Source organism: Geodermatophilus telluris, from assembly GCF_900102745.1.
Taxonomy (GTDB): Bacteria; Actinomycetota; Actinomycetes; order Mycobacteriales; family Geodermatophilaceae; genus Geodermatophilus; species Geodermatophilus telluris.
This window is the reverse complement of sequence record NZ_FMZF01000003.1, coordinates 52274-76086: the sequence shown is the minus strand read 5'-3', so window position 1 is coordinate 76086 and position 23813 is coordinate 52274. Positions and strand designations below refer to the sequence as shown.

21 protein-coding genes are annotated in these 23813 nt (G+C 74.7%); 18 read left to right on the top strand and 3 right to left on the bottom strand.

Annotation, left to right across the window (positions count from 1 at the left end):
- The 8 genes from BLQ97_RS10850 to BLQ97_RS10815 all read left to right on the top strand — a co-directional run bounded on the left by BLQ97_RS10850 (position 1) and on the right by BLQ97_RS10815 (position 7953).
- Complete coding sequence (locus BLQ97_RS10850) at positions 1 to 645, top strand: AIM24 family protein (RefSeq protein WP_091365906.1); 645 nt, start codon at positions 1 to 3, stop codon at positions 643 to 645.
- 10 nt (positions 646 to 655) lie between these two features.
- Positions 656 to 1564, top strand: coding sequence for an AIM24 family protein (locus BLQ97_RS10845; RefSeq protein ID WP_091365905.1), 909 nt, complete (start codon positions 656 to 658; stop codon positions 1562 to 1564).
- Positions 1565 to 1643: 79 nt separating this feature from the next.
- Complete coding sequence (locus BLQ97_RS10840) at positions 1644 to 3341, top strand: S9 family peptidase (RefSeq protein ID WP_091365904.1); 1698 nt, start codon at positions 1644 to 1646, stop codon at positions 3339 to 3341.
- Between the two features lie 72 nt (positions 3342 to 3413).
- Positions 3414 to 4154, top strand: a complete 741-nt coding sequence (locus tag BLQ97_RS10835; RefSeq protein ID WP_091365903.1) for a TerD family protein — start codon at positions 3414 to 3416, stop codon at positions 4152 to 4154.
- A gap of 10 nt (positions 4155 to 4164) precedes the next feature.
- On the top strand, positions 4165 to 5379 hold the full coding sequence (locus BLQ97_RS10830; protein ID WP_091365902.1) for an alpha-hydroxy acid oxidase: 1215 nt from the start codon (positions 4165 to 4167) through the stop codon (positions 5377 to 5379).
- 45 nt (positions 5380 to 5424) lie between these two features.
- Positions 5425 to 6426, top strand: a complete 1002-nt coding sequence (locus BLQ97_RS10825) for an acetamidase/formamidase family protein (RefSeq protein ID WP_091365901.1) — start codon at positions 5425 to 5427, stop codon at positions 6424 to 6426.
- A 16-nt stretch (positions 6427 to 6442) separates the two neighbouring features.
- Positions 6443 to 7204, top strand: a complete 762-nt coding sequence (locus BLQ97_RS10820) for an SDR family NAD(P)-dependent oxidoreductase (protein ID WP_091365900.1) — start codon at positions 6443 to 6445, stop codon at positions 7202 to 7204.
- Between the two features lie 116 nt (positions 7205 to 7320).
- Positions 7321 to 7953, top strand: coding sequence for a hypothetical protein (locus BLQ97_RS10815; protein WP_091365899.1), 633 nt, complete (start codon positions 7321 to 7323; stop codon positions 7951 to 7953).
- A gap of 247 nt (positions 7954 to 8200) precedes the next feature.
- Here BLQ97_RS10815 and BLQ97_RS10805 read toward each other — a convergent pair whose 3' ends face one another.
- Entirely contained in the window at positions 8201 to 8812 is a 612-nt protein-coding gene (locus BLQ97_RS10805; RefSeq protein ID WP_139173577.1) for a hypothetical protein, read from the bottom strand.
- 477 nt (positions 8813 to 9289) lie between these two features.
- Between BLQ97_RS10805 and BLQ97_RS10795 the strand changes: the two genes are divergently transcribed.
- On the top strand, positions 9290 to 9472 hold the full coding sequence (locus BLQ97_RS10795) for a hypothetical protein (protein ID WP_091365896.1): 183 nt from the start codon (positions 9290 to 9292) through the stop codon (positions 9470 to 9472).
- A gap of 318 nt (positions 9473 to 9790) precedes the next feature.
- On the opposite strand, the gene BLQ97_RS10790 is transcribed toward BLQ97_RS10795, so the two are convergent.
- The gene (locus BLQ97_RS10790) at positions 9791 to 10447 is read right to left on the bottom strand and encodes an MBL fold metallo-hydrolase (RefSeq protein ID WP_091365895.1); all 657 of its coding nucleotides are present in this window, start codon (positions 10445 to 10447) and stop codon (positions 9791 to 9793) included.
- A 48-nt stretch (positions 10448 to 10495) separates the two neighbouring features.
- Here BLQ97_RS10790 and BLQ97_RS10785 point away from each other — a divergent pair, with 48 nt between their 5' ends.
- Together BLQ97_RS10785 and uvrA are read left to right on the top strand one after the other, a co-directional pair.
- Positions 10496 to 11932 carry an amidase gene (locus BLQ97_RS10785; protein WP_091366381.1) on the top strand — a complete coding sequence of 479 codons (1437 nt, stop codon included), beginning with the start codon at positions 10496 to 10498 and terminating at the stop codon, positions 11930 to 11932.
- Positions 11933 to 12072: 140 nt separating this feature from the next.
- Positions 12073 to 14970 (top strand): excinuclease ABC subunit UvrA, encoded by a 2898-nt coding sequence (uvrA, locus tag BLQ97_RS10780; protein ID WP_091365894.1) that lies wholly within the window; start codon positions 12073 to 12075, stop codon positions 14968 to 14970.
- Between the two features lie 45 nt (positions 14971 to 15015).
- On the opposite strand, the gene BLQ97_RS10775 is transcribed toward uvrA, so the two are convergent.
- On the bottom strand, positions 15016 to 15903 hold the full coding sequence (locus BLQ97_RS10775; RefSeq protein ID WP_091365893.1) for an alpha/beta fold hydrolase: 888 nt from the start codon (positions 15901 to 15903) through the stop codon (positions 15016 to 15018).
- Between the two features lie 296 nt (positions 15904 to 16199).
- On the opposite strand from BLQ97_RS10775, the gene BLQ97_RS10770 reads away from it, so the two are divergent.
- The 7 genes from BLQ97_RS10770 (at position 16200) to gap (ending at position 23813) form a co-directional block, all read left to right on the top strand.
- Positions 16200 to 16487 carry a hypothetical protein gene (locus BLQ97_RS10770; RefSeq protein WP_091365892.1) on the top strand — a complete coding sequence of 96 codons (288 nt, stop codon included), beginning with the start codon at positions 16200 to 16202 and terminating at the stop codon, positions 16485 to 16487.
- A 79-nt stretch (positions 16488 to 16566) separates the two neighbouring features.
- Entirely contained in the window at positions 16567 to 17478 is a 912-nt protein-coding gene (locus BLQ97_RS10765) for an alpha/beta fold hydrolase (protein WP_091365891.1), read from the top strand.
- 66 nt (positions 17479 to 17544) lie between these two features.
- Positions 17545 to 19593, top strand: coding sequence for an excinuclease ABC subunit UvrC (uvrC, locus tag BLQ97_RS10760; protein WP_091365890.1), 2049 nt, complete (start codon positions 17545 to 17547; stop codon positions 19591 to 19593).
- The gene (rapZ, locus tag BLQ97_RS10755) at positions 19590 to 20573 is read left to right on the top strand and encodes an RNase adapter RapZ (protein ID WP_245692075.1); all 984 of its coding nucleotides are present in this window, start codon (positions 19590 to 19592) and stop codon (positions 20571 to 20573) included. Before uvrC ends, rapZ begins: the two co-directional genes overlap by 4 nt.
- Positions 20573 to 21613, top strand: coding sequence for a gluconeogenesis factor YvcK family protein (locus tag BLQ97_RS10750; RefSeq protein ID WP_091365889.1), 1041 nt, complete (start codon positions 20573 to 20575; stop codon positions 21611 to 21613). Before rapZ ends, BLQ97_RS10750 begins: the two co-directional genes overlap by 1 nt.
- A gap of 43 nt (positions 21614 to 21656) precedes the next feature.
- Entirely contained in the window at positions 21657 to 22631 is a 975-nt protein-coding gene (gene whiA / locus BLQ97_RS10745) for a DNA-binding protein WhiA (RefSeq protein WP_425283686.1), read from the top strand.
- 177 nt (positions 22632 to 22808) lie between these two features.
- Positions 22809 to 23813 carry a type I glyceraldehyde-3-phosphate dehydrogenase gene (gene gap / locus BLQ97_RS10740; RefSeq protein WP_091365888.1) on the top strand — a complete coding sequence of 335 codons (1005 nt, stop codon included), beginning with the start codon at positions 22809 to 22811 and terminating at the stop codon, positions 23811 to 23813.

Sequence of the window (23813 nt, the reverse complement as noted above, 5' to 3'; positions counted from 1 at the left end):
GTGCCGTTCGAGCAGGTCAACAGCAAGGTCGTGCGCGCGCGGGTGGGCCCCGCGTCACCGGTGCTCGCCCGGCGGGGCGCGATGCTCGGCTACTCCGGGCAGGTCACCTTCCGCCCGGTGCACGGCCAGGGCCGCGGCATCGGCGGCATGGTGGGCGCCGCGATGTCGGGGGAGTCCAACCCGATGATGGCCACCGAGGGCCAGGGCGAGGTGCTCTACGGCTACAAGGGCCTGCACGTCACCGTGCTCGAGCTCGACGGCGGCGCGCCGCTGGTGTGCGAGGCCGACCGGCTCCTGGTGCACGACGCCGCCCTGCAGACCAGCGTCCAGTTCCTCGGCTCGGGCGGCATCAAGCAGGCGATCGGCGGCGCCATGACCGGGCAGGGGCTGTTCACCACCAACGTGCACGGCCGCGGGTCGGTGGCGCTGCTGTCGCACGGCGGCGCCTTCCCCCTGCAGTTGAGCGGCACCCAGGTCGGCGTCGACCCGCAGGCCTACGTCGGGCACGTCGGCCAGCTCACCGTGGACCTCGCCGCCAAGGTGGGCCTCCGCGACGTGGTGGGCCGCGGCTCCGGTGAGGCCTTCCAGCTGCGGATCAGCGGCTACGGCACCGTGTACGTGCAGGCCAGCGAGCAGAAGTTCTGAGGACGGCGACATGACGTACCCGCCCGGCACCCCCTACGGCGAGCCGCAGCCCGGCCCCTACGGCGGCCAGCCGCAGCCCGGCTACGGCCAGCCCCCGCCCGGCTACGGGCAGCCGCCGCAGCCCGGGTACGGCCAGCCCCCGCCCGGCTACGGGCCGCCGCCGCCCGCCCCCACCGGGACGACGCTCAACCCGCACACCCTCCCGGACGACGACAACGTCAACCCCTACGTCTTCTGCGTCTCGCTCGCCGGCGACTGGTTCATGAGCAAGGGCGCGATGCTCGCCTACTACGGCGACGTGCGCTTCGAGGCCGTGACCGAGTACACCTCGGTGCAGGCGTGGGTGGCCGCCCGCTTCTCCAGCCCCGTCTACGTGCAGGACTGGGTGGTGGCCACCGGGCGCGGCAAGGTGCTCATCGGCGACCGCGGCTTCGACCTCAACGCCTACGACCTCGACGCCGGCAACCTGACGATCAAGGCGAACAACCTCTGCGCGTTCTCCCCGCAGCTGGAGCTCAAGCAGTCGATCGTGCCGGGCTTCGTCACGCTCATCGGCACGGGGAAGTTCATCGCCTCGTCCAACGGGCCGGTGATCTTCGTCGAGCCGCCGTTCCGGGCCGACCCCGACGCGCTGCTGGGGTGGGCCGACTGCCCCTCGCCGTCGGTGCACCACGACGCGCAGTGGATGACGCAGAACATCCGCGGGATGATCTCCGGCGCGCTGGGCCGGGCCTCGGGCGAGGAGCGGCAGTACGACTTCACCGGGAGCGGCACGATCCTGCTGCAGTCCTCCGAGGTCGCCCGGGAGGACCCGGCGGTGCTGCGGCTGGTGGAGTCGCAGACCCAGCTGCTGACCAACGCCCAGGCCGGGTCGCTGGGCCAGCGGCTGGTCGCGCGGGCGCAGCAACAGCAGCACTGACCGAGCAGCACTGAGCGGGCTCCCGCCCCGGCGCGCGTCCCGGGGCGGGGAGTCACCGCTCCACTACCCTGGGGGGCCCATGCGGCCCGCCGACCTCGCCCTGCTGCGCACCCCGGGCGTGCCGGCCGTCTCCCCGGACGGGCGCATCGCCGTGGTCGCCGTCGAGCGGCCCGACCCCGACGCCGACGGGTACCGCGCCCAGCTGTGGGCCGTGCCCACCGACGGGTCCGCGCCGGCCCGGCCGCTCACCTCCGGCGCCCGCGACTCCGCCCCCGCGTTCTCGCCCGACGGCCGGTGGCTGGCCCACCTCTCCGCGCGGCCCGGCGAGCCCGCGCAGCTGCACCTGCTGCCCACCGCCGGCGGCGCGCCCCGGCGGCTCACGGACCTGCCGCTCGGCGCGGGCGCCCCCGTCTGGTCACCCGACTCCCGCCGGCTGGCCTTCTCCGCCCGGGTGCCGCCGCCGGACGCCGCGGGTCCGCGGCTGCTCACCCGCCTGCCCCTGCGGCCGGACGGGGGGCCGCCGCGGCGGGTGTTCGTCGTCGACCTGCCCGGCGACCCCGACGACGACGCGGTGCCCCTGCCCGCGCCGCGCGCGGTGACCGACGGCACCGGGGACGACGCCGACGTCGCGTGGTCGCCCGACGGCGGCACGCTGGCCTTCGTCTCCGCCCGGCACGCGCGCGCGGGGCGCGACCTCGTCCGCGACGTCTACGTCGTCCCGGCCGCCGGCGGGGAGCCGCGGCGGGTCACCCGGGGCCGCGGCGAGTGCCGGCTGCCCGCCTTCGCGCCGGACGGCCGCACCCTCTACGCCACCGCCCACCCCGACCTGGGCCCGGCCGGTCTCGACCGGGGCGCCGGGGGGCCGGTGCTGTGCCGCGTGCCCCTCTCCGGCGGGTCGCTCGAGCCGCTGCTGGCCGACGCCCGCGCCGACGAGACGCCCGCGACCGTGCTGGCCGGAGGGGCGGCGCTGCTCGGCGTCGCCCGGCACGGCGCCGTGGAGCTGCTGCGGGTGCCGCTGGACGGCGGGCCGGCCGAGACGCTGGTCGAGGGGCCGTTCACCGTCCGCGGGGTGGCGGCCGGCGGCGGGGTCGTCGTCGCCACCGTCGCGCACGACCGGTCGGCCGGGGAGCTGGTGGCGCTCACCCCCGGCCGGCGGCGGCTGCTCACCGGCTTCGGGCGCGCGCTGGGCGCCACCGGGCGGCTGCACCGCGCGGGCGGCCTCGACGCGCCGGCCGGCGGGCGGGTCACCGTGCCCCCCGGCGCGGGGCCGCACCCGGTGCTGCTGGTGCTGCCCGGCGGCGGGTGGTGCCTGCGCGAGGACGTCCAGGCGCTGGTGTCGGCCGGGTACGCCGTCGTGCAGGGCGACCCGGACGACGTCCCCGCCGCGACGGCCCTGCTCGACGCGGCCCTGGCCGGTCGCCCGCTCGACGCCGACCGGGTCGGCGTCCTGGCCGCCGGGGACGCCGCCGGCACCGCGCTGCGGCTGCTCGCCGGGGCCGGCCGGGTGGCCGCCGCCGTGGTCGAGCACCTCCCGGCCGGCAGCCTGCCCGGCGACCTCGACGCGCTGCGCACGCCGCTGCTCGTCGTCGCCGCCGAGGTCGACCGGGACTGCCCGCCGGGGGAGGGGCCGCGGCTGTTCGCCGCGCTGCAGCGGCACGGTGTGCCCAGCGAGCTGCTGCTCCTGCCGGGGGACCGGCCCGGCGACCGCGCGGCCCGGCTCGGGCACCTGCTGCGCTGGTGGGACCGCTGGCTGCCCGCCGCCGGCGGCGCCCCCTAGGGTCGGGGGGACACGTCCGCAGCTCGGAGTGCAGCGACCCCGCCGCGGGGTCAGCTGCGAGGAGGGCTCCCCTTGGTCGACTACACGAAGCGCCCCAAGTCCCCGGCACCGCCGCCCCAGCAGCCGCCGCCGCAGGCGCCCCCGCCCCCGGCCCCGCCGCAGGGTGGCGGCGTCAACCTGGGCAAGGTGTCGCTGACCAAGGCGGCCCCGTCGGTCTCGCTCACCAAGACGGCCGGCACCACCGGCGTGCTGAGGGTCAACCTCAACTGGAACTCCAGGCCCGCGGGCGGCGGGGGCGGCGGCTTCCTCAAGCGGCTGGCCTCGGCGGCCGGCGGCGGCGCGATCGACCTGGACCTCGGCTGCCTCTACGAGTACGCCGACGGGTCCAAGGGCGTCATCCAGGCGCTCGGCAACGCCTTCCGCGGGCAGCACTCGCTGGGCGACGGCCGGTCGGTCGCGTGGCTCGACGGCGACGACCGCTCGGGGGCCGTCAGCGGCGGCGAGAACCTGCTCATCGACCTGCAGCACACCGCGCTGATCCGCCGCATCCTGGTGTTCGCGCTCATCTATGAGGGCGTGCCGAACTGGGGCCAGGCCGACGCCGTCGTGACGATGTACCCCGCGAGCGGGCCGCAGATCGAGGTGCGCCTCGACGAGCACGACCCCCGCGCCCGGATCTGCGCCATCGCGCTGCTGGAGAACCGCGGCGGGGAGCTCGTCGTGAACCGCGAGGTGCGCTACGTGCACGGCGGCCAGGACGTCCTCGACCGCACCTACGGCTGGGGCATGGACTGGACGCCCGGCCGCAAGTGAGGAGGTCCCCGTGGTCGAGCGCCGGCTGCCCCGCTGGTCCGAGCTGAGGGAGCTGGCCCGCCCACGCCCCCGCGCGGGCGACGCCACCGACCGCCGGCTGGCCGGCGCGGCCAGCATCGGCGACCTCCGCGAGGTCGCCCGGCGGCGGGTGCCGCGGGCCGTCTTCGACTACACCGACGGCGCCGCCGGGGCGGAGATCGCCCTGCGGCGCGCCCGCGAGGCGTTCCAGCGGGTCGAGTTCCGCCCCAGCGTGCTGCGCGACGTCTCCGTCGTCGACCCCTCGACCGTGCTGCTGGGCCGCCCGTCGGCGCTGCCGCTGGCGTTCGCGCCGACCGGGTTCACCCGGCTCATGCACACCGAGGGCGAGCGGGCGGTCGGCCGGGTGGCCGAGCGGGTCGGCATCCCGCACGCCCTGTCGACCATGGGGACGACGACGATCGAGGAGCTGGCCGCCGCCGCGCCCGGGGTGCGCCGCTGGTTCCAGCTCTACCTGTGGCGCGACCGGGAGGCCAGCGCCGCGCTGGTCGAGCGGGCCGCGGCCGCGGGGTACGAGGCGCTGGTCCTCACCGTGGACACCCCGGTGGCCGGGCCGCGGCTGCGCGACGTCCGCAACGGCTTCACCATCCCGCCGGCCCTGACGGCGCGGACCGTCGCCAACGCCGCCGTCCACCCGCGCTGGTGGATCGACCTGCTCACCACCGAGCCGCTGCAGTTCGCCTCGCTGCGCTCGTGGGGCGGCACCGTCGCCGAGCTGGCCGACCGCGTCTTCGAGCCGGCCGCGACGCTGGACGACGTCCGGGCGCTGCGGGGGACGTGGGCGGGGGCGCTGGTGGTCAAGGGGGTGCAGACGGCGGAGGACGCGCGGGCGGTCGTGGACGCCGGCGCGGACGCGGTCGTCGTCTCCAACCACGGCGGCCGCCAGCTCGACCGGGCCCCCACGCCGCTGGAGGAGCTGCCCGCGGTGGTGCGGGCGGTCGGCGACCGCGCGGAGGTGTACCTCGACGGCGGCATCCTCGACGGCGCCGACGTGGTGGCCGCCGTCGCCCTCGGCGCGCGCGGCTGCCTGGTGGGCCGGGCCTACCTGTACGGGCTCATGGCCGGCGGCGAGCGCGGGGTGCAGCGGGCCACCGACATCCTGGCCCGGGAGGTCACCCGGACCCTGCAGCTGCTCGGCGTGACGTCGGTGGCCGAGCTGACCCCGGACCGGGTGCGCCTGCGCCCCTGAGCCTGCCGGTTGCCCTCCCCACCTGCGAGTTCCTAGGGTGCGGCGATGGACGTCGTCGAGGTCGTTCCCACGTTCGAGCAGTACGCGTTCACCTTCGGCGGGGTGGCCCCGCTGGTGCGGATCCGGCCCGGCACGGCGCTGCGAGTCTGGTCCGACGACGCGTTCTGCGGGGCGCTGCAGAAGCCCACCGACCTCTCCAGCGAGAAGGTCGACCTCCGCTTCGTCAACCCGCAGACCGGCCCGTTCTTCGTGGAGGGCGCCGAGCCGGGGGACACCCTCGCGCTCCACTTCGTCGCGATGGAGCCGGCGCGCGACTGGGGGGCCTCGGCGGCGATCCCGTTCTTCGGCGGGCTGACCAGCACCGACCGGACGGCGACGCTGCAGGAACCGCTGCCGGACACCACCTGGATCTACGAGCTCGACCGCGCGCGCAACACGGTGACCTTCGCGGCCCGGCACACCGACCTGGAGATCGCCCTCCCCGTCGAGCCGATGCTCGGCACGGTCGGCGTCGCGCCGCCCGGCGGCGAGGTGCGCAGCTCGCTGGTGCCCGAGCGGTTCGGCGGCAACATGGACACCCCGCAGATGCGGCCCGGCACCACCTGCTTCCTCGGGGTCAACGTCGAGGGCGCGCTGTTCTCGATCGGCGACGGGCACTACCGGCAGGGCGAGGGCGAGGCCTGCGGCACCGCCGTCGAGGGCGCGATGACCACCACGCTCGTCGTCGAGCTGGTCAAGGGCGGGGCGCCGCTGTGGCCGCGCCTGGAGGACGACACGCACTGGATGACCGTCGGCTCGAGCCGGCCGCTGGAGGACGCGTGGCGGATCGGCCAGGTCGAGCTGGTGCGGTGGTTCGGCGAGCTGTACGGGCTGCACCCGATGGACGCCTACCAGCTGCTGTCCCAGATCACCGAGGTGCCGATCGCGAACGTGGTCGACGCGAACTACAGCACCGTGGTGAAGGCCCGCAAGTCGCTGCTGCCCCGGGCGGCCGCGTACGGCGGGCTGCACGACGACCTGCGCCGCCGCGCGGCGTCCCTGCTCTGACCCCAGGAGGACCCCCGTGGACCTGCAGCTGACCGGCTCGCGCGTGCTCGTCACCGGCGGCACCCGCGGCATCGGCCGCGCGATCGTCGAGACCTTCGCCGACGAGGGCGCCGTCGTGGAGTTCTGCGCCCGCGACGCCGCCGAGATCGAGGCGACGGAGAAGGCGGTCGCCGACCGCGGTGGCCGGGCCACCGGCGTGCGGCTCGACGTCCGGGACGGGCCGGCGCTGACCGCCTGGGTCGAGGCGGCCGCCGGCCGGCTCGGCGGGCTGGACGCCGTCGTCGCCAACGTGAGCGCCCTGGCGGCGGGGCCGGGGGAGGAGAACTGGTACGCCTCCTTCGAGGTGGACCTCATGCACACGGTCCGGCTGGCCACCGCCGCGCTGCCGCACCTGGAGGCCGGCGGCAACGGCTCGATCGTCGCCGTCTCCAGCGTCTCCGGCCGCGAGGCCGACTTCGCCGCCGGCCCGTACGGGACGATGAAGACCGCGATCGTCGGCTACGTCTCCGGGCTGGCCTTCCAGCTGGCCGGTCGCGGGGTGCGGGCCAACGTCGTCTCGCCGGGCAACACGTACTTCGAGGGCGGCTTCTGGCAGGGCATCGAGAACGGCGACCCGGAGCTGTTCGCCGCGTCGCTGGCGCTCAACCCGACCGGCCGGATGGGGACGGCGGAGGAGATGGCCCGCGCCGTGGTCTTCCTCTCCAGCCCGGTGTCGAGCTTCACCACCGGCACCAACCTGGTCGTGGACGGCGCGCTCACCCGCGGCATCCAGTTGTGACCGGGGCGCGCCGAACCACCGCCTGAGGGCACGCCCCCGGGGTCCCGCCGGTCGCCGTCCCGACCGCGGCCGGCCGGACGCGCGGAGGATCGCCCGACCGGAGGAGGGGGAGTCCGATGTGGCGTCTCGCGCGTGCCCTGCTGGCCGTCCTGGTGGGTGTCGTGGTGGGTGGGGTGGTCACCGCCCCGGCGGCGTCCGCCGCGCCGGATCGTCCGGAGGCCCTGCTCGGGGAGCTCTGGGAGACCGTCCTCGAGACGCCTGTGCCGGAGAACCCGCTGGCCGCGGGCGAGCCGTGGTGCGTCGACCTGGACGGGGTGGTCGCACCGTTCACGCTGGACCCCGCGGCCCCGCCGACGTGCACCGTCCGGCCGGGCACGAAGGTCCTCGTCGCGGCGGTGACCATCGAGTGCAGCACCGTCGAGCCGCCACCCTTCTCCGGCAGCACCGAGGCCGAGCTGCGGGCCTGCGCCCGGGCGGTGGACGTGCCGGGGCAGACCCTCACCGTGACCGTGGACGGGCGACCCGTCCCGCTGAGCCTGGTGGAGACACCGCTGCTGACGCTCGACCTGCCCGCGGAGAACATCCTCGGGGTGGCCCCTCAGCAGGCGCTCTCCGTCGCCGCCGGGTACGTCGCGCTCCTGCACCCGCTGCCGCCCGGGACGCACGAGATCGTGATCACGGGCACGGGCACCTTCTTCGGCGACTTCGTCACCGTGACGACGGTCGTCGTGCAGCCGGGCCGCCCCTAGGCGCGCGGGCCGGCGTCACCAGCCGCGGGCGCGCCACTCCGGCAGGGACGGCCGCTCGGCGCCCAGCGTCGTGTCCTTCCCGTGGCCCGGGTAGAACCACGTGTCGTCGGGCAGCGCGCCGAACAGCCGCTCCTCGACGTCGGCCAGCAGGCTCGTGGAGTCGGCGCAAATTCGGGCATACGGTGAGCCCTTGCGCTGACGCAGGGGTGCCAGACTGGCCTGCCCGGATCTGCTTACTCCGATCGTCCTAGTCGCGAAGCTCCTGTCTCATGTTCCGGGTCAAGGTCACGTACAGATCGCCGACTTCGACCTGCCAGTTGGGTGGAATGGGTCGCCCCTCTAGGCAAGCAACTCGCAAATCGTCCAGCATCCTTATCACGTCGACCGCTGCATTCCGCACCGGCGGTGTGGACAATAGGCTCATCTCGTTACCGATGCTCTGGAGCAAGGACCAAGAGTCGTAGATTTCCCGTCGTTTCTCGTCAGGGCTATCGCGTCTCCAATGGTTCAGGGCAGTGATTAACCCGTTGAGGTCGTTCAAGGCTCGGGCGTACAGTATCCGGCGTTCCGTACGATCGGAGCGTCGGCGCTCCTCCGCGACTTGCAGTTGAAGTTTTTCGACTTCGCGCTTGTATTCTTCCTGCTTTGCCGCTCGGTCGCGTTCGTGCTGTCGCTTCTCGGCGGCCACGTCCCATCTGTGCTTCAACACGACGCCCACCAAGGTGGCCGTGGCAGTGACTCCCACCCCCAGCAGTGCGAAGATCGCGGAGGCGCTATTCGTTGCTGCGGCCGCCTCTCCAAGCACTTGATCCTCCCAGTCCGCTTCTGAAGGAGGTGCGGCGGTCATCTTCGCCTTCAAGACGGTCGAGCAAACCACCCTTGATCACCCTGCGACACGCGTGCGGCCACTCTGGCCACTCGCCGCAGTCATGTCCATCCACCTCGCGATGATGTCCACATGCCGCCTTGAGGGGCAGGCGCCTTGACAGACGGCAGGGCGGCTCCCTGGCTGCGTTGCAGACGGCCGTCGATCCGAGGAGCCTCGGCGCATGGCGAACCGCACTGGTTCCAACCGTCGGCTGACGTCCCGGGGCCGCCTGGCGGCCAGGTTCGGCAACCGGGGGTTCAGCGAGGCGCAGGCGACGTCGGGTGACCCCGACGACCCCACCTCCGAATGGCACATGGCGTGGCTGCGCTCGTGGCACTGCCATGAGTGCGGGTACCTCGTGACCGTCGGCTCCGGCGACGGCGCCATCGAGATGGCGGCTGACCATCACCGCGCCGAGCGGCACCGGCGTGGCAGCGTGGGGCAACCGGACCCAGGACCCTTATCGGCATGACGATCCGGTGGTTCACCGACGCCGACCGGCAGGACCTGCGCGACGCCGAGGAGGGGCGCCGGGTCCTGGCGGAGTTGAACCTGAGGCACACGCGGTGGATCACTGACCGCCCGGATGTCCCCGCCGAGCACATGCTGCCCATCGACCACCTGCGGATCGACCCGGACCGGCGCCGCTGACGTCCTCAGCCCTTGTCTCTCCAAGGAGACATCCCGCTCGGTCGAGGTTGCCGAAGGCCCGCGCCGGTCCTTACTCTCCGTACATGACTCTTTACACAGGGCGTGTTCGCCGTCTTGTCCCGGCGCCCACCATGGCGGACTCCTACAACTTCGCCGAGCAGGTTGGACCGCTGCATGCGGTGGTGGCGGGACCGATCAGCAACCCAATCCGGGCGGTGTGCGGCACCGAGGTGTACGAGGTGGAAGGCGACTGGACGCCCGGCGTCGGACTGGCCGCGTCATGGTGTCCGGAGTGTCGGGCTCTCGCGCGCTAGCTGCTCACCAGCCGCGGGCGCGCCACTCCGGCAGGGACGGCCGCTCGGCGCCCAGCGTCGTGTCCTTCCCGTGGCCCGGGTAGACCCACGTGTCGTCGGGCAGCGCGCCGAACAGCCGCTCCTCGACGTCGGCGAGCAGGCTGGTGAAGTCGGCGGCCGACCAGGTCTTGCCCACGCCGCCGGGGAAGAGGCTGTCACCCGTGAGGACGTGCGTGCCGGCGTCGCCGGAGCCGCGCCAGACCAGGGCGATGCTGCCGGGCGTGTGTCCGCGCAGGTGCACCACCTCGAGCACCTGCTCGCCGACCTCCACGGTGTCGCCGTGGGCGACGGTGCGGTCCACCGGCACGGGCAGGTCGCCGGCGTCGGCGGCGTGCGCGACGGTCCGCGCGCCGGTGGCCGCGACGACGTCGGGCAGCGCGCGGTGGTGGTCCCAGTGCCCGTGCGTGGTGACGACGGTGCGCAGGTCGGCGTCGCCGACGAGGCCGCGCAGGGTGTCGGGCTCGGCGGCCGCGTCCACCAGCAGCGCCTGGCCGGTCGCGGTGCAGCGCAGCAGGTAGGCGTTGTTGGCCATCTCGCTGACCGCGACCTTGGCGATCGTCAGCCCGGGCAGCTCGCGGACGTCGGCCGCGCCGCCCACCTCGACGTCGCCGGTGTAGCTCATGGGGCCTCCGTTCGAGAAATGTCGCCGGCCGTGGTTACGGTCGCGGTCATGGACGCTAGCGGAGGTCCGGGCGGCGCCCGGCTCGTCGGCCTGCCCGCCACCGAGCTCGCCGCCCGGGTCCGCTCCGGCGAGCTGTCCGCCGTCGCGGTCGTGCGCGCGCACCTGGCCCACCTGGCCGACGTCGAGCCGCGGATCGGCGCGTTCCGCGTGGTCCGGGCGGAGGCGGCGCTGGCCGAGGCGGCCGCGGTCGACGCGCGCCCCGACCGCGCGTCGCTGCCGCTGGCCGGCGTCCCGGTCGCGGTCAAGGACAACGTCGCCCTGACCGGCGAGACCGCCACCGACGGCGGCGCGGTGACCGGGGCGCGGCCGGCCGCGGCCGACCACCCCGTCGTCGCCCGGCTCCGGGCCGCCGGCGCGGTCGTCGTCGGGATCACCCGGATGCCGGAGCTGGGCCTCTACCCGACGACGGACGGCCCGGGCACGGTCACCCGCAACCCCTGGGACACCGCGCTGTCGCCGGGCGGGAGCTCCGGGGGCAGCGCCGCCGCGGTGGCCGCCGGCGTCGTCCCCCTCGCCCACGGCAACGACGGGCTGGGCTCGCTGCGCCTGCCGGCCGCCGCGTGCGGACTGGTCACGCTCAAGCCCGGCCGCGGCGTGCTGCCCGGCGGGGTGGGCGCCGACGACTGGTCGGGCATGGTGGCCAACGGCGTGCTGGCCACCACGGTCGCCGACGTCGCGCTGGGCACCGCCGTCCTGGCGGGGGAGGCGCCGGCACCGCTCCCGGACCCGGGCCGGCCGCTGCGGATCGCCGTCGCCCGGCGCTCGCCGCTGCCCGGCGTGCGGCCCGACGGGCCCGCCCGCGACGCGGTCGAGCGGACGGCGCGGCTGCTGCGCGGCGCCGGGCACGTCGTCGTCGAGCGCGACCCGGTGGTCCCGCCGGGTGCCGCGCTCGGCGGGCTGGTCCGCTGGTTCGCCGGCGCGGAGGACGACGCGGCAGCCCTGGGCGTCGACCGGTCGGCCCTGCTGCCGCGCAGCCGCACGCACGCCCGGCTGGGCCGGCTGGCCCGCCGGGCCGGCCTGGTCCGCCCGGCGACCGCCGAGCGGTTCCGGGAGCGGACGGCGGCCTTCTTCGCCGACGCCGACCTCGACGTGCTGCTCTCGCCGATCACGAACGGCCCGCCGCTGCCCGCGCGGCCGTGGCACGAGCGCGGCTTCCTGGTCAACGCCGGCGCCGCCTCGCGCTGGGCGGCGTGGGCCCCGGCCTGGAACCTCGCGGGGGTGCCGGCGCTCGTCCTCCCGGCCGGCACGCGCGCCGAGGGGGCCCCGCTGGCGGTCCAGCTGGTCGGCCCCCCGGGCAGCGAGACGCGACTACTCTGGCTGGCCGGGGAGCTGGAGCGCCGGCAGCCCTGGCGTCGGCACGCGCCGGTCTTCGACCCCGCCGCCGGCGGGGCCGGTGCGGGCGCGCCGTCCCCGGCTGCCGTCTGAGCACACCCCGCAGCAGGCACGACGTCACCGTCGTCACGGATTGCGCCCGGGCGGTGACGGCGTTGTCCGCATCGACACCTCGACACCACCCCGCAGGGCCCGGCGAGACCGGCCGGCCCGGCTGACCGACAGGGATCACATTGGACCGTCTCGTCGTCCGCGGCGCCCGTGAGCACAACCTCAAGGACGTCCACCTCGACCTGCCCCGCGACGCCCTGATCGTCTTCACCGGGCTGTCGGGGTCGGGCAAGTCCAGCCTGGCCTTCGACACGATCTTCGCCGAGGGCCAGCGGCGCTACGTCGAGTCGCTGTCGGCCTACGCCCGCCAGTTCCTCGGGCAGATGGACAAGCCCGACGTCGACTTCATCGAGGGCCTGTCCCCGGCGGTGTCGATCGACCAGAAGTCGACCAACCGCAACCCGCGGTCGACCGTCGGCACGATCACCGAGGTCTACGACTACCTGCGGCTGCTCTACGCCCGCGCCGGCCAGCCGCACTGCCCCAACTGCGGCAAGCCGATCTCGCGGCAGACGCCGCAGCAGATCGTCGACCAGGTGCTCGCCATGGAGGAGGGCACCCGCTTCCAGGTGCTCGCCCCGGTCGTGCGGGCGCGCAAGGGCGAGTACGTTGACCTGTTCAGCTCGCTGCAGACCCAGGGCTTCTCCCGCGTCCGGGTCGACGGCACCGTGCACCCGCTGACCGAGCCGCCGAAGCTCAAGAAGCAGGAGAAGCACACCATCGAGGTCATCGTCGACCGGCTGACGGTCAAGGAGAGCGCCAAGCGGCGGCTCACCGACTCGGTCGAGACCGCGCTCGGCCTGGCGGGTGGTCTCGTCGTCCTCGACTTCGTCGACCTGCCCGAGGGCGACCCCGAGCGCGAGCGGACCTTCTCCGAGCACCTCGCCTGCGTCGACGACGGGCTGTCGTTCGAGGCCCTCGAGCCGCGCAGCTTCTCGTTCAACTCGCCGTTCGGCGCCTGCCCGGAGTGCACCGGCATCGGCACCCGCAAGGAGGTCGACCCCGACCTCGTCGTGCCCGACCCGGAGAAGTCCCTGGCCGACGGCGCGATCGCCCCGTGGGCCGGCTCGATGAGCAACGAGTACTTCCAGCGGCTGCTGTCCGGGCTGTCCGACCAGCTCGGCTTCTCCATGGACACCGCCTGGGAGAAGCTGCCGGCCAAGGTGCAGAAGGCGGTGCTGCACGGCTCGCCCGACCAGGTGCACGTCCGCTACAAGAACCGCTACGGCCGCGAGCGCAGCTACTACGCCGCCTTCGAGGGCGTGCTGCCCTTCCTCGAGCGCCGGCACGAGGACACCGACAGCGAGTACATGCGGGACAAGTACGAGGGCTACATGCGCGACGTGCCCTGTCCCGTCTGCCACGGCACCCGGCTCAAGCCGGAGATCCTCGCCGTCAAGCTCAACGACCGCTCGATCGCCGAGGTCACCGGCCTGTCGATCGGCGAGGCCGCCGAGTGGCTCGGCGCGCTGGAGCTGGGGGAGCGCGAGCGGGCCATCGCCGACCGGGTGCTCAAGGAGATCCAGGCGCGGTTGTCGTTCCTGGTCGACGTCGGCCTGGACTACCTGTCCCTCGACCGGCCCGCGGCCACGCTCGCCGGCGGCGAGGCGCAGCGGATCCGGCTGGCCACGCAGATCGGGTCCGGGCTGGTCGGCGTCCTCTACGTGCTCGACGAGCCCTCGATCGGGCTGCACCAGCGCGACAACACCCGGCTGATCGAGACCCTGGTGCGGCTGCGCGACATGGGCAACACGCTCATCGTCGTCGAGCACGACGAGGACACGATCAAGACCGCCGACTGGGTGGTCGACATCGGCCCGGGCGCCGGCGAGCACGGCGGCGAGGTGATCGTCAGCGGCACGGTCGAGGACCTGCTGGGCAGCGAGCGGTCGCTGACCGGGCAGTACCTGTCGGGGCGGATGGAGATCACCGTGCCGAAGGTGCGGCGCCAGCCGCAGCCGGGGCGCGAGCTGGTGGTCAAGGGCGCCCGCGAGCACAACCTCAAGGGCGTCGACGTGACGTTCCCGCTGGGCGTGCTGGTCGGCGTCACCGGGGTGTCGGGCTCCGGCAAGTCCAGCCTGGTCAACGACATCCTCTACACGGTGCTGGCCAACCAGCTCAACCGCGCCCGGATGGTGCCCGGCCGGCACCGGACGGTCACCGGCCTGGAGCACCTGGACAAGGTCGTGCACGTCGACCAGTCGCCGATCGGGCGGACGCCGCGGTCCAACCCCGCCACCTACACCGGGGTCTGGGACCAGATCCGCAAGCTGTTCGCCCAGACGTCGGAGGCCAAGATCCGCGGCTACCAGCCCGGGCGGTTCTCCTTCAACGTCAAGGGCGGGCGCTGCGAGGCGTGCTCCGGCGACGGCACGCTGAAGATCGAGATGAACTTCCTGCCGGACGTCTACGTCCCGTGCGAGGTGTGCAAGGGCGCCCGGTTCAACCGGGAGACCCTCGAGGTGCACTACAAGGGCAGGACGGTCGCCGAGGTGCTCGACATGCCGATCGAGGAGGCCGCGGACTTCTTCGCCGCGATCCCGTCGATCGCGCGCTACCTGCGCACGCTCACCGACGTCGGCCTGGGGTACGTGCGGCTCGGCCAGCCGGCGACGACGCTGTCCGGCGGCGAGGCGCAGCGGGTGAAGCTGGCCAGCGAGCTGCAGAAGCGGTCCAACGGGCGCAGCGTCTACGTGCTCGACGAGCCGACCACCGGCCTGCACTTCGAGGACATCCGCAAGCTGCTGATGGTGTTGCAGGGCCTGGTCGACAAGGGGAACTCGGTGATCGTCATCGAGCACAACCTCGACGTCATCAAGAGCGCCGACTGGCTGATCGACATGGGTCCCGAGGGCGGGTTCCGCGGTGGCACGGTGGTGGCCGAGGGGCCGCCGGAGTTCGTGGCGTCGGTGCCCGAGTCGCACACCGGGCGCTACCTGGTGCCGCTGCTCGACCCGGCGGCGGTCGAGGCCGCCGCGGCCGGCCCGAAGAAGCGCGCCACCCGCAAGCGCGCCAGCTGACGGCTCACCCGGCGGCGCCGGTCCCGGGCTCCGAGACCGGCGCCGCTACGCCCAGCGCCGGATGAAGTCGACGGTGGCGCGGTCGACCTCGGCGGGGTGCGAGGCGCTGAGGAAGTGCCGGCCGCCCTCGACGACGCGCAGCTCCGCACCCGCGCTGTGCGGAAAGAGCCGGATCTCCTCCTCGGCGTTGGCGACCGAGTAGACCGGGTCCTCGGTGCCCTGCATCCACAGGACGGGGCAGCGCACGGCGTCCAGGCGGCCGTGCAGGCCGTCGCGGTCGCGCAGGTTGATGCTGCACAGCCGGAGCCGGCGGCGGCCGTCGTCGCCGGTGTAGTTCCGCTGGTGCGTCTCGTGCCAGAAGGAGCGCTCGGCCGGTGGGACGTCGTCGCCGAGTCCCTCGGCGAGGACGGCATCGACCAGCTCCACCGGGATCACCCAGTCGTCGCCGACCTCCTCGGCGAGCGCGTCGATGGCGGGCGTGCAGAAGGCGACGCCGTCCCAGCAGCCGAGGTCCCGGCTGCGCGGGCTCTCGGAGTCCATCGAGGTGCCCAGCAGGACGATGCCCTGGACGGCGCGCGGCGCCAGCACCGCCATGCGGGCCGCCACCCACCCGCCCTGCGACGTGCCCAGGACGAAGGCCTGGGGGATGCCGAGCGCGTCGAGGACCTGCAGGTCGGCGATCGCCGAGTCCCAGTAGGTGAACTGCTCGTACGAGGCGCGGGTGCGGCCGTGGCCGTAGGGCTCGATGGCGAGCAGGTTGGCGGTGGTGGCCAGCTCCTCGTCGGCGAACTGCGGCCCGTAGAGCTCGGCGGACGTGCTGAAGGAGTTGACCAGGACCAGCGTCGGGAGCGAGGGGTCGTAGGGCCGGCCGAAGCGGTAGCCGATGGTGGAGGTGCCGAGGTGGGGCACCGTGATCGTCTCCGTGTTCCCCATGGTCGCTCCTGTCGCCCGGGACCAGCGCGCGGCGCCATGGTGTCTGCGGGACGGGCGACCGTCAACGCTCGCGGGACACCCCGCCGGCCCTGCGCCCGCTGCTCAGCAGGGCGGGGGTCCGGCGGTCCCGCGGCGGGTGAGACGCCACGGACCGCCCCCGGTGACGGGGCCGCCGGCGGGCGGCTGAGGGCCGCCGGGCAGCACTTGAGCGGAACCGGCCGGGGCCCGTATCGTCCCGTGTGACGGACGTCACGCCGCGTGCCGGTGTGACGGGTCCTGCGATGGAGGAGACGCCGATGAGCGCGCTCACGCCCGACTGCGACCCCGACCTGTCCCACTGCGGCAAGCCGCCCTCCGGTGGCGGCGTCCGGTCGACCCTCGTGCTGGTCGCGCTGGTGACCGTCGCGGTGCTCGCCGTCACCGGCGACGCCGTGCCCGGAGCCGTTGCGTTCCTGGCCGGGGGCGTGGGAGCGGTCGCGGCGCTCGTGCTCGGTGCGCGCGGCGTCCGCCTCGGGCAGCGTGCCGTCGCGGCGGTGCACCTGACCGGCCTGGCCGGGGTGCACCGGTCCCGTCCCGCCGGCTGACCGGCCGGGCCGGCCGTGCGGCCGGCCCCACGACGCGGCAGGGTGACCTCCGACGACGCCGTCCGAGGAGGCCAGCCCCATGACCGACCCCACCTTCGTCCCCGCCGCCGACGGTGCCCGGCTCGCCGAGCGCCGCTGGACGCCCGACGGCGAGGTGCGGGCCGTCCTGCAGGTCGTCCACGGGCTCTCCGAGCACGCCGGCCGCTACGGCCGGCTGGCCGCCGCGCTCACCGCCCGCGGCGTCGCCGTCGGCGCGCTCGACCAGCGCGGGCACGGGCGGACCGCGGAGTCGACCGGGCCCGGCCGCTTCGGCGACGGGGCGGGCGGCGACGCGGTGCTGGACGACGTCCGCGACCTGGGGGAGCGGCTCGCCGCCGACCACCCCGGCGTCCCGCGGTTCCTCCTCGGCCACTCGCTCGGCTCGGCCGTCGCGCTGGCCTCCGCGGCGCGGGACGGCGCCGGGCTGGCCGGCCTCGTGCTGTCCGGGCCGCTGGGCACCGCGCCCGGGCTCGCCGCGAGCGTGCCCGACCTGCAGGCCGCCGTCGCCGCGGGGTCGGCGGAGGAGCCGATGGCCGTCCTGGGCGCGTTCAACGCGCCCTTCGAGCCCGCGCGCACCCCCTACGACTGGCTGTCGCGCGACCCGGCCGAGGTCGACGCCTACCTCGCCGACCCGCTCTGCGGCGACGACGTCCCGCCCACGTACGGCTACGGCGCCGGCATGTTCGCCCTCGTCGCCGGCTCGGCCTCCCCGGACAGCCTCGACCGGCTGCCCGCCGGCCTGCCGGTGCTGCTGCTCTCCGGCTCCCGCGACCCGGTCGGCGGCGACGACGCCGAGTTCGTCACCGCGCTGGCCGGCCTGCTGCGCGACCGCGGGCTGCCGGTGGAGCAGCAGGTCTACCCCGACGCCCGGCACGAGGTGTTCAACGAGACCAACCGCGACGAGGTGACCGCCGACCTGCTGGCCTGGCTCGAACAGCGGCTGGCCGGGTGAGCGGCGGCTGGGGCCGGGCGGGGGCGAACCACACCGGTGTCGTCCCCCCGACCTAACCTGGGACCCATGCCCGACCCGTCCACGTACCGCCCCGCGGTCGGCAGCATCCCGGAGGACCCCGGGGTCTACAAGTTCCGCGACCCGAACGGCCGCGTCGTCTACGTCGGCAAGGCCAAGAGCCTCCGGCAGCGGCTCAACAGCTACTTCGCCGACGTCGCCGGCCTGCACCCGCGCACCCGCCAGATGGTGACGACGGCGGCCAGCGTCGAGTGGACCGTCGTCGGCACCGAGGTCGAGGCGCTCCAGCTCGAGTACAACTGGATCAAGGAGTTCGACCCGCGGTTCAACGTCCGCTACCGCGACGACAAGAGCTACCCCAGCCTCGCCGTCACGCTGAACGAGGACTACCCGCGGCTGCAGGTGATGCGCGGGCCGAAGAAGAAGGGCGTCCGCTACTTCGGCCCCTACGCCCACGCCTGGGCGATCCGCGAGACGCTCGACACGCTCACCCGCGTCTTCCCCGCCCGGACCTGCTCGAACGGCGTCTTCAAGCGCGCCGGGCAGATCGGCCGGCCCTGCCTGCTCGGCTACATCGGCAAGTGCGCCGCGCCTTGCGTGGGCCGGGTCAGCGCCGAGGAGCACCGCGCGATCGTCGACGACTTCTGCGACTTCATGGCCGGCCGCACCGACCTCATGGTCAAGCGGCTCCAGCGGGAGATGGCCGAGGCCGCCGAGGCCATGGAGTACGAGAAGGCGGCCCGGCTGCGCGACGACCTCGGCGCGCTCAACCGGGCGATGGAGAAGCAGGCCGTCGTCCTCGGTGACGGCACCGACGCCGACGTCGTCGCCTTCGCGCAGGACGAGCTCGAGGCCGCCGTCCAGGTGTTCCACGTCCGCGGCGGCCGGGTCCGCGGCCAGCGCGGCTGGATCATCGACAAGGTCGAGGAGGTCAGTACCGGCGAGCTCGTCGAGCAGTTCCTCCTGCAGGTCTACGGCGGCGTCGACGAGCAGACCGGCACCGGCGAGGCCGGGGAGGCGGTGCCCAAGGAGGTGCTGGTCCCCGAGCTGCCCGACGACGCCGACGTGTACGAGGACCTGCTGTCGGAGCTGCGCGGCTCGCGGGTGTCGCTGCGGGTGCCGCAGCGCGGCGACAAGCGCAGCCTGCTGGAGACCGTCGAGCGCAACGCCAAGGAGGCGTTCGCCCGGCACCGGGTCAAGCGCTCCAGCGACCTGACGGCGCGGTCGCTCGCCCTCTCCGAGCTGCAGGAGGCCCTCGAGCTGCCCGAGGCGCCGCTGCGCATCGAGTGCATCGACGTCTCGCACGTGCAGCAGACCAACGTGGTCGCCTCGATGGTCGTGTTCGAGGACGGCCTGGCCAAGAAGTCCGACTACCGCCGCTTCTCCGTCCAGCACGGCACCGACGACACCGCGGCGATGGCCGAGGTGGTCCGCCGCCGGTTCGCCCGCCACCTCAAGGAGGAGGCCGACCGGCGCGACGAGCAGGGCGTCGCCGCGGAGGAGGGCCGGCCGCGCCGGTTCGCCTACCCGCCGAACCTGCTCGTCGTCGACGGCGGCGCCCCGCAGGTGGCCGCCGCGGCCCGCTCCCTCGACGAGCTCGGCATCGTCGACGTCGCCGTCTGCGGGCTGGCCAAGCGGATGGAGGAGGTGTGGCTGCCCGGGGAGAGCGACCCGGTGGTCCTGCCGCGCACCTCCGAGGCGCTGTACCTGCTGCAGCGGGTGCGGGACGAGGCCCACCGGTTCGCGATCACCTACCACCGCCAGAAGCGGTCGGTCGGCATGCTGGTCTCCCTGTTGGACGACGTCCCCGGTCTCGGGGAGACGCGGCGGAAGGCGCTGATGAAGCAGTTCGGGTCGCTCAAGCGGCTGCGCGCGGCCTCGGTCGACGAGCTGATGGCCGTCCCCGGCATCGGCCGGCGGACGGCGGAGGCGGTGCTGGCCGCGGTGGCCGAGCCCGCGGCCGACGGGGCGGCCGGCGAGGCCGGGGAGAGCGTCGAGGTCGTGGAGAGCACCACGGCGCCCACGGGGCCGGCGGAACGGGGCACCCCGCGCCCCGGCGCCGGGGAGACCGCCGAGGTCGGCCGGGTCGCCTCGTGAGCGCACCCCCGGAGTCGGGCGCGGGCGCCGCGGCCGGCGGTCCCGCCGCGTCCCCGGCCGACGGCGTCGCGGGCCCCCAGTCGGGCGTGCCGGCCGGGCTCGACCCCGCCGGCACCGAGACCCCGCCGCTCGAGGTCGTGGTGGTCACCGGGCTGTCCGGCGCGGGCAAGAACAGCGCCGGGCGGGTGCTGGAGGACCTCGGCTGGTACGTCGTCGACAACCTGCCGCCGGCGCTGCTGCGGCCGATGGTCGAGCTCGGCGCGCGCGGCGACGTCCGCCGGTTCGCCGCCGTGGTCGACGTCCGCAGCCGGGCGTTCTCCAGCGACCTGCAGGAGGCCATCCGCGTGCTCGCCGAGGCCGGGCACCGGCCGCGGGTGGTGTACGTGCACGCCCGCGACGAGGTGCTGGTCCGCCGCTACGAGTCCAACCGGCGCGAGCACCCGCTGCAGGGCTCGGGCCGCATCCTCGACGGCATCACCGCGGAGCGGGCCCTGGTGGCCGGCATCGCCGGTGAGGCCGACCTGTGGGTGGACACCAGCGACCTCAACGTGCACCAGCTGCGCGCCACGCTGGAGAACGCCTTCGCCCGCGAGGGGCGCACCCCGCCGCTGACGGCGACCGTGCTCAGCTTCGGCTTCAAGTACGGCCTGCCGCTGGACGCCGACCTCGTCGTCGACGCCCGGTTCCTGCCCAACCCGCACTGGCTGCCCGAGCTGCGGCCGCACACCGGGCAGGACCCCGACGTCCGCGACTACGTGCTCGGCCAGGAGGACGCCGGACCGTTCCTCGACCGCTACACCGACGTGCTGCGGCTGCTGGTGCCCGGCTACCGGCGGGAGGGCAAGCGCTACCTGACGCTCGCGGTCGGGTGCACCGGCGGCAAGCACCGCAGCGTCGCCATCGCCGAGGAGTTCGCCCGGCGGCTGCGGGCCGAGGGCATCGACGCGGTCGCCCGTCACCGCGACCTGGGGCGCGAGTAGTGGGCACCGCACCCACGGCGCCCGGGTCCGGCGGTCCCCGGGTGGTCGCCTTCGGTGGCGGCCACGGCCTGGCCGCGGCGCTGGCGGCCTGGCGCCGGCTCACCGACGAGCTGACCGCCGTCGTCACCGTCGCCGACGACGGCGGCTCGTCGGGCCGGATCCGCCGCGAGATGCCGGTGCTCCCGCCCGGTGACCTGCGGATGGCGCTGGCCGCGCTGGCGGGGGAGGACCCCGCGTGCCAGGAGATGGCCCGGCTGCTGCAGCACCGCTTCGGCGGCTCCGGCGTGCTCGCCGGCCACCCGGTGGGCAACCTGCTGCTCACCGGGCTGGTGGAGCTGCACGGCGGCGACACCGTCCGCGCCCTCGACGCCGTGGCCGGGATGGTCGGCGCGTGCGGCCGGGTGCTGCCCATGGCCGACGTGCCGCTGGACCTGGTCGCCCGCGTGGAGACCGCCGACCCCGACGACCCGGCGCGCACCCGCACCATCCGCGGGCAGGTGGCGATCGCCTCCACCCCCGGCCGGGTGCGGGAGATCCTCGTCGCACCGCCCGACCCGCCCGTGCACCCCGACGTGCTCGCCGCCATCGCGGCCGCCGACGTGGTGTCGCTGGGCCCGGGGTCCTGGTACACCTCGGTGCTGCCGCACCTCCTGGTGCCGCGGCTGCGCCGGGCGCTGGCCGAGAGCCCGGCCCGCGTCGTGGTGGTGCTCAACCTGGAACCGCAGCCGGGGGAGACCGACGGCTTCTCGCCGGAGGAGCACCTGCGGGTGCTGCAGGCCCACCTGGACGGTGTGGCGCTGCACACGGTGATCGCCGACGCTGAATCGGTGGTTGACCGCTGTGGTCTGCTGTCTGCAGTGCGTGAGTGCGGCGCCGAGCTCCTGCTGGCTCCGGTCGCCGAGCTCGACGGCCAGCCGCGCCACGACCCCGCGCGGCTGGCAGCCGCGCTGGCACCGGTCGCCGGGCCGCGGGAACGGGGAGGGGTGCGGAGCGGGTGCACCGGGACCGAGGTGCCCGGACGGTACGAGGGGGAGAGGTGACGCCGAGCATGGCGCCGCAGATCAGGAGGTGGTCGTCGTGGCGATGACCGCCATGGTCAAGGACGAGCTGTCCCGGGTGGAGTGCACGCGGACCTCCGAGCGCAAGGCCGAGGTGACCGCGCTGCTGCGCTTCTCCGGGGGGCTGCACATCGTGGGCGGCCGCGTGGTGATCGAGGCCGAGCTGGACACCGGCTCCGTCGCCCGCCGGCTGCGGCGGGACATCAGCGAGGTGTACGGCTACACCAGCGGGGTGAGCGTGCTGGCCGGCGGCAACATCCGCCGCGGCGTGCGCTACCTCGTGCGGATCGCCAAGCACGGCGAGGGCCTGGCCCGGCAGACCGGGCTGGTCGACCAGCGCGGCCGCCCGGTGCGCGGCCTGCCGCCGTCGGTGGTGTCGGGCAGCATCAACGACGCCGAGGCCGCCTGGCGGGGCGCCTTCCTCGCACACGGCTCGCTCACCGAGCCCGGCCGCTCGTCCTCCCTGGAGGTCACGTGCCCGGGCCCGGAGGCGGCCATGGCCCTGGTGGGCGCCGCCCGCCGGCTGGGCATCGCCGCCAAGGCCCGCGAGGTGCGCGGCGCCGACCGGGTCGTCGTCCGCGACGGCGACGCGATCAGCGCGCTGCTCACCCGGATGGGTGCCCACGACGCCGTCCTCGCCTGGGAGGAGCGGCGGATGCGCCGCGAGGTCCGGGCCACGGCCAACCGGCTGGCCAACTTCGACGACGCCAACCTGCGCCGCTCGGCCCGCGCCGCGGTCGCGGCCAGCGCGCGGGTGGAGCGGGCGCTGGAGATCCTCGCCGGCGACGCCCCCGAGCACCTGCTGGTCGCCGGCCGGCTGCGCCTCGAGCACGGGCAGGCCTCGCTCGAGGAGCTGGGCCAGCGCGCCGACCCGCCGATGACCAAGGACGCCGTCGCCGGCCGGATAAGGCGTCTGCTCGCCATGGCCGACAAGCGGGCCAAGGACCTCGGCATCCCCGACACCGAGTCGGTCGTCACCGACGACATGCTCGCCCAGTAGCCGGCCGGCCCGGCGTGCGCCACGGGGCGCCTCCCGCAGCGGCGGGGGGCGCCCCGTCGCCGTCCCGGGGCCGGACCTCGACCGGACGACCACGCCCGCGGCCGATAGGGTCGTCGCCGATCGCGGCCGCGCGCTCGCGCGGTCGACCGGAGGCGACAACCAGCACAGGAGGTCACCGTGACCGTACGGGTGGGCATCAACGGCTTCGGCCGGATCGGGCGCAACTTCTGGCGGGCGGCCGCGGCCAGCGGCAAGGACGTCGAGATCGTGGCGGTCAACGACCTGACCAGCCCCGAGGTCCTCGCCCACCTGCTGAAGTACGACAGCGTCCTGGGCGTGCTGTCCGAGGACGTCGCCGCCGACGGCGAGGGCATCAAGATCGCCGGGAGCACGATGAAGGTGCTCTCCGAGCGCGACCCGGCCGACCTGCCCTGGGGCGACCTCGGGGTCGACGTCGTGGTCGAGTCCACCGGCTTCTTCACCAAGGCCGAGGCGGCCCGCCAGCACGTCGACAAGGGCGGCGCCAAGAAGGTGGTCATCTCGGCGCCGGCCACCGGTGACGACCTGACCATCGTCATGGGCGTCAACCACGACAAGTACGACGGCTCGCAGACGATCATCAGCAACGCGTCCTGCACCACCAACTGCCTGGCCCCGCTGGCCAAGGTGCTCAACGACGCCTTCGGCATCGAGCGCGGCCTGATGACCACGATCCACGCCTACACCGCCGACCAGAACCTGCAGGACGGCCCGCACAAGGACCTGCGCCGCGCCCGCGCCGCCGCGCTCAACATGGTCCCGACCAGCACCGGTGCCGCGAAGGCCATCGGCCTGGTGCTGCCCGAGCTGCAGGGCAAGCTCGACGGCTACGCCGTCCGCGTCCCGGTGCCCACCGGCTCGGCCACCGACCTCACCGTGCAGCTCTCCCGCGAGGTGCCGGCCGACGAGATCGACGCCGCCTACCGCGAGGCCGCCTCGGGCCCGCTCGCCGGCATCCTCAAGTACACCGACGCGCCGATCGTCTCCTCCGACATCGTCACCGACCCGGCCAGCTGCATCTACGACAGCAAGCTGACCAAGGTCTTCGGCCCGATGGCCAAGGTGCTCGGCTGGTACGACAACGAGTGGGGCTACTCCAACCGGCTGGTCGACTCCGTCGAGCTCGTCGGCCGCTCGCTGTAA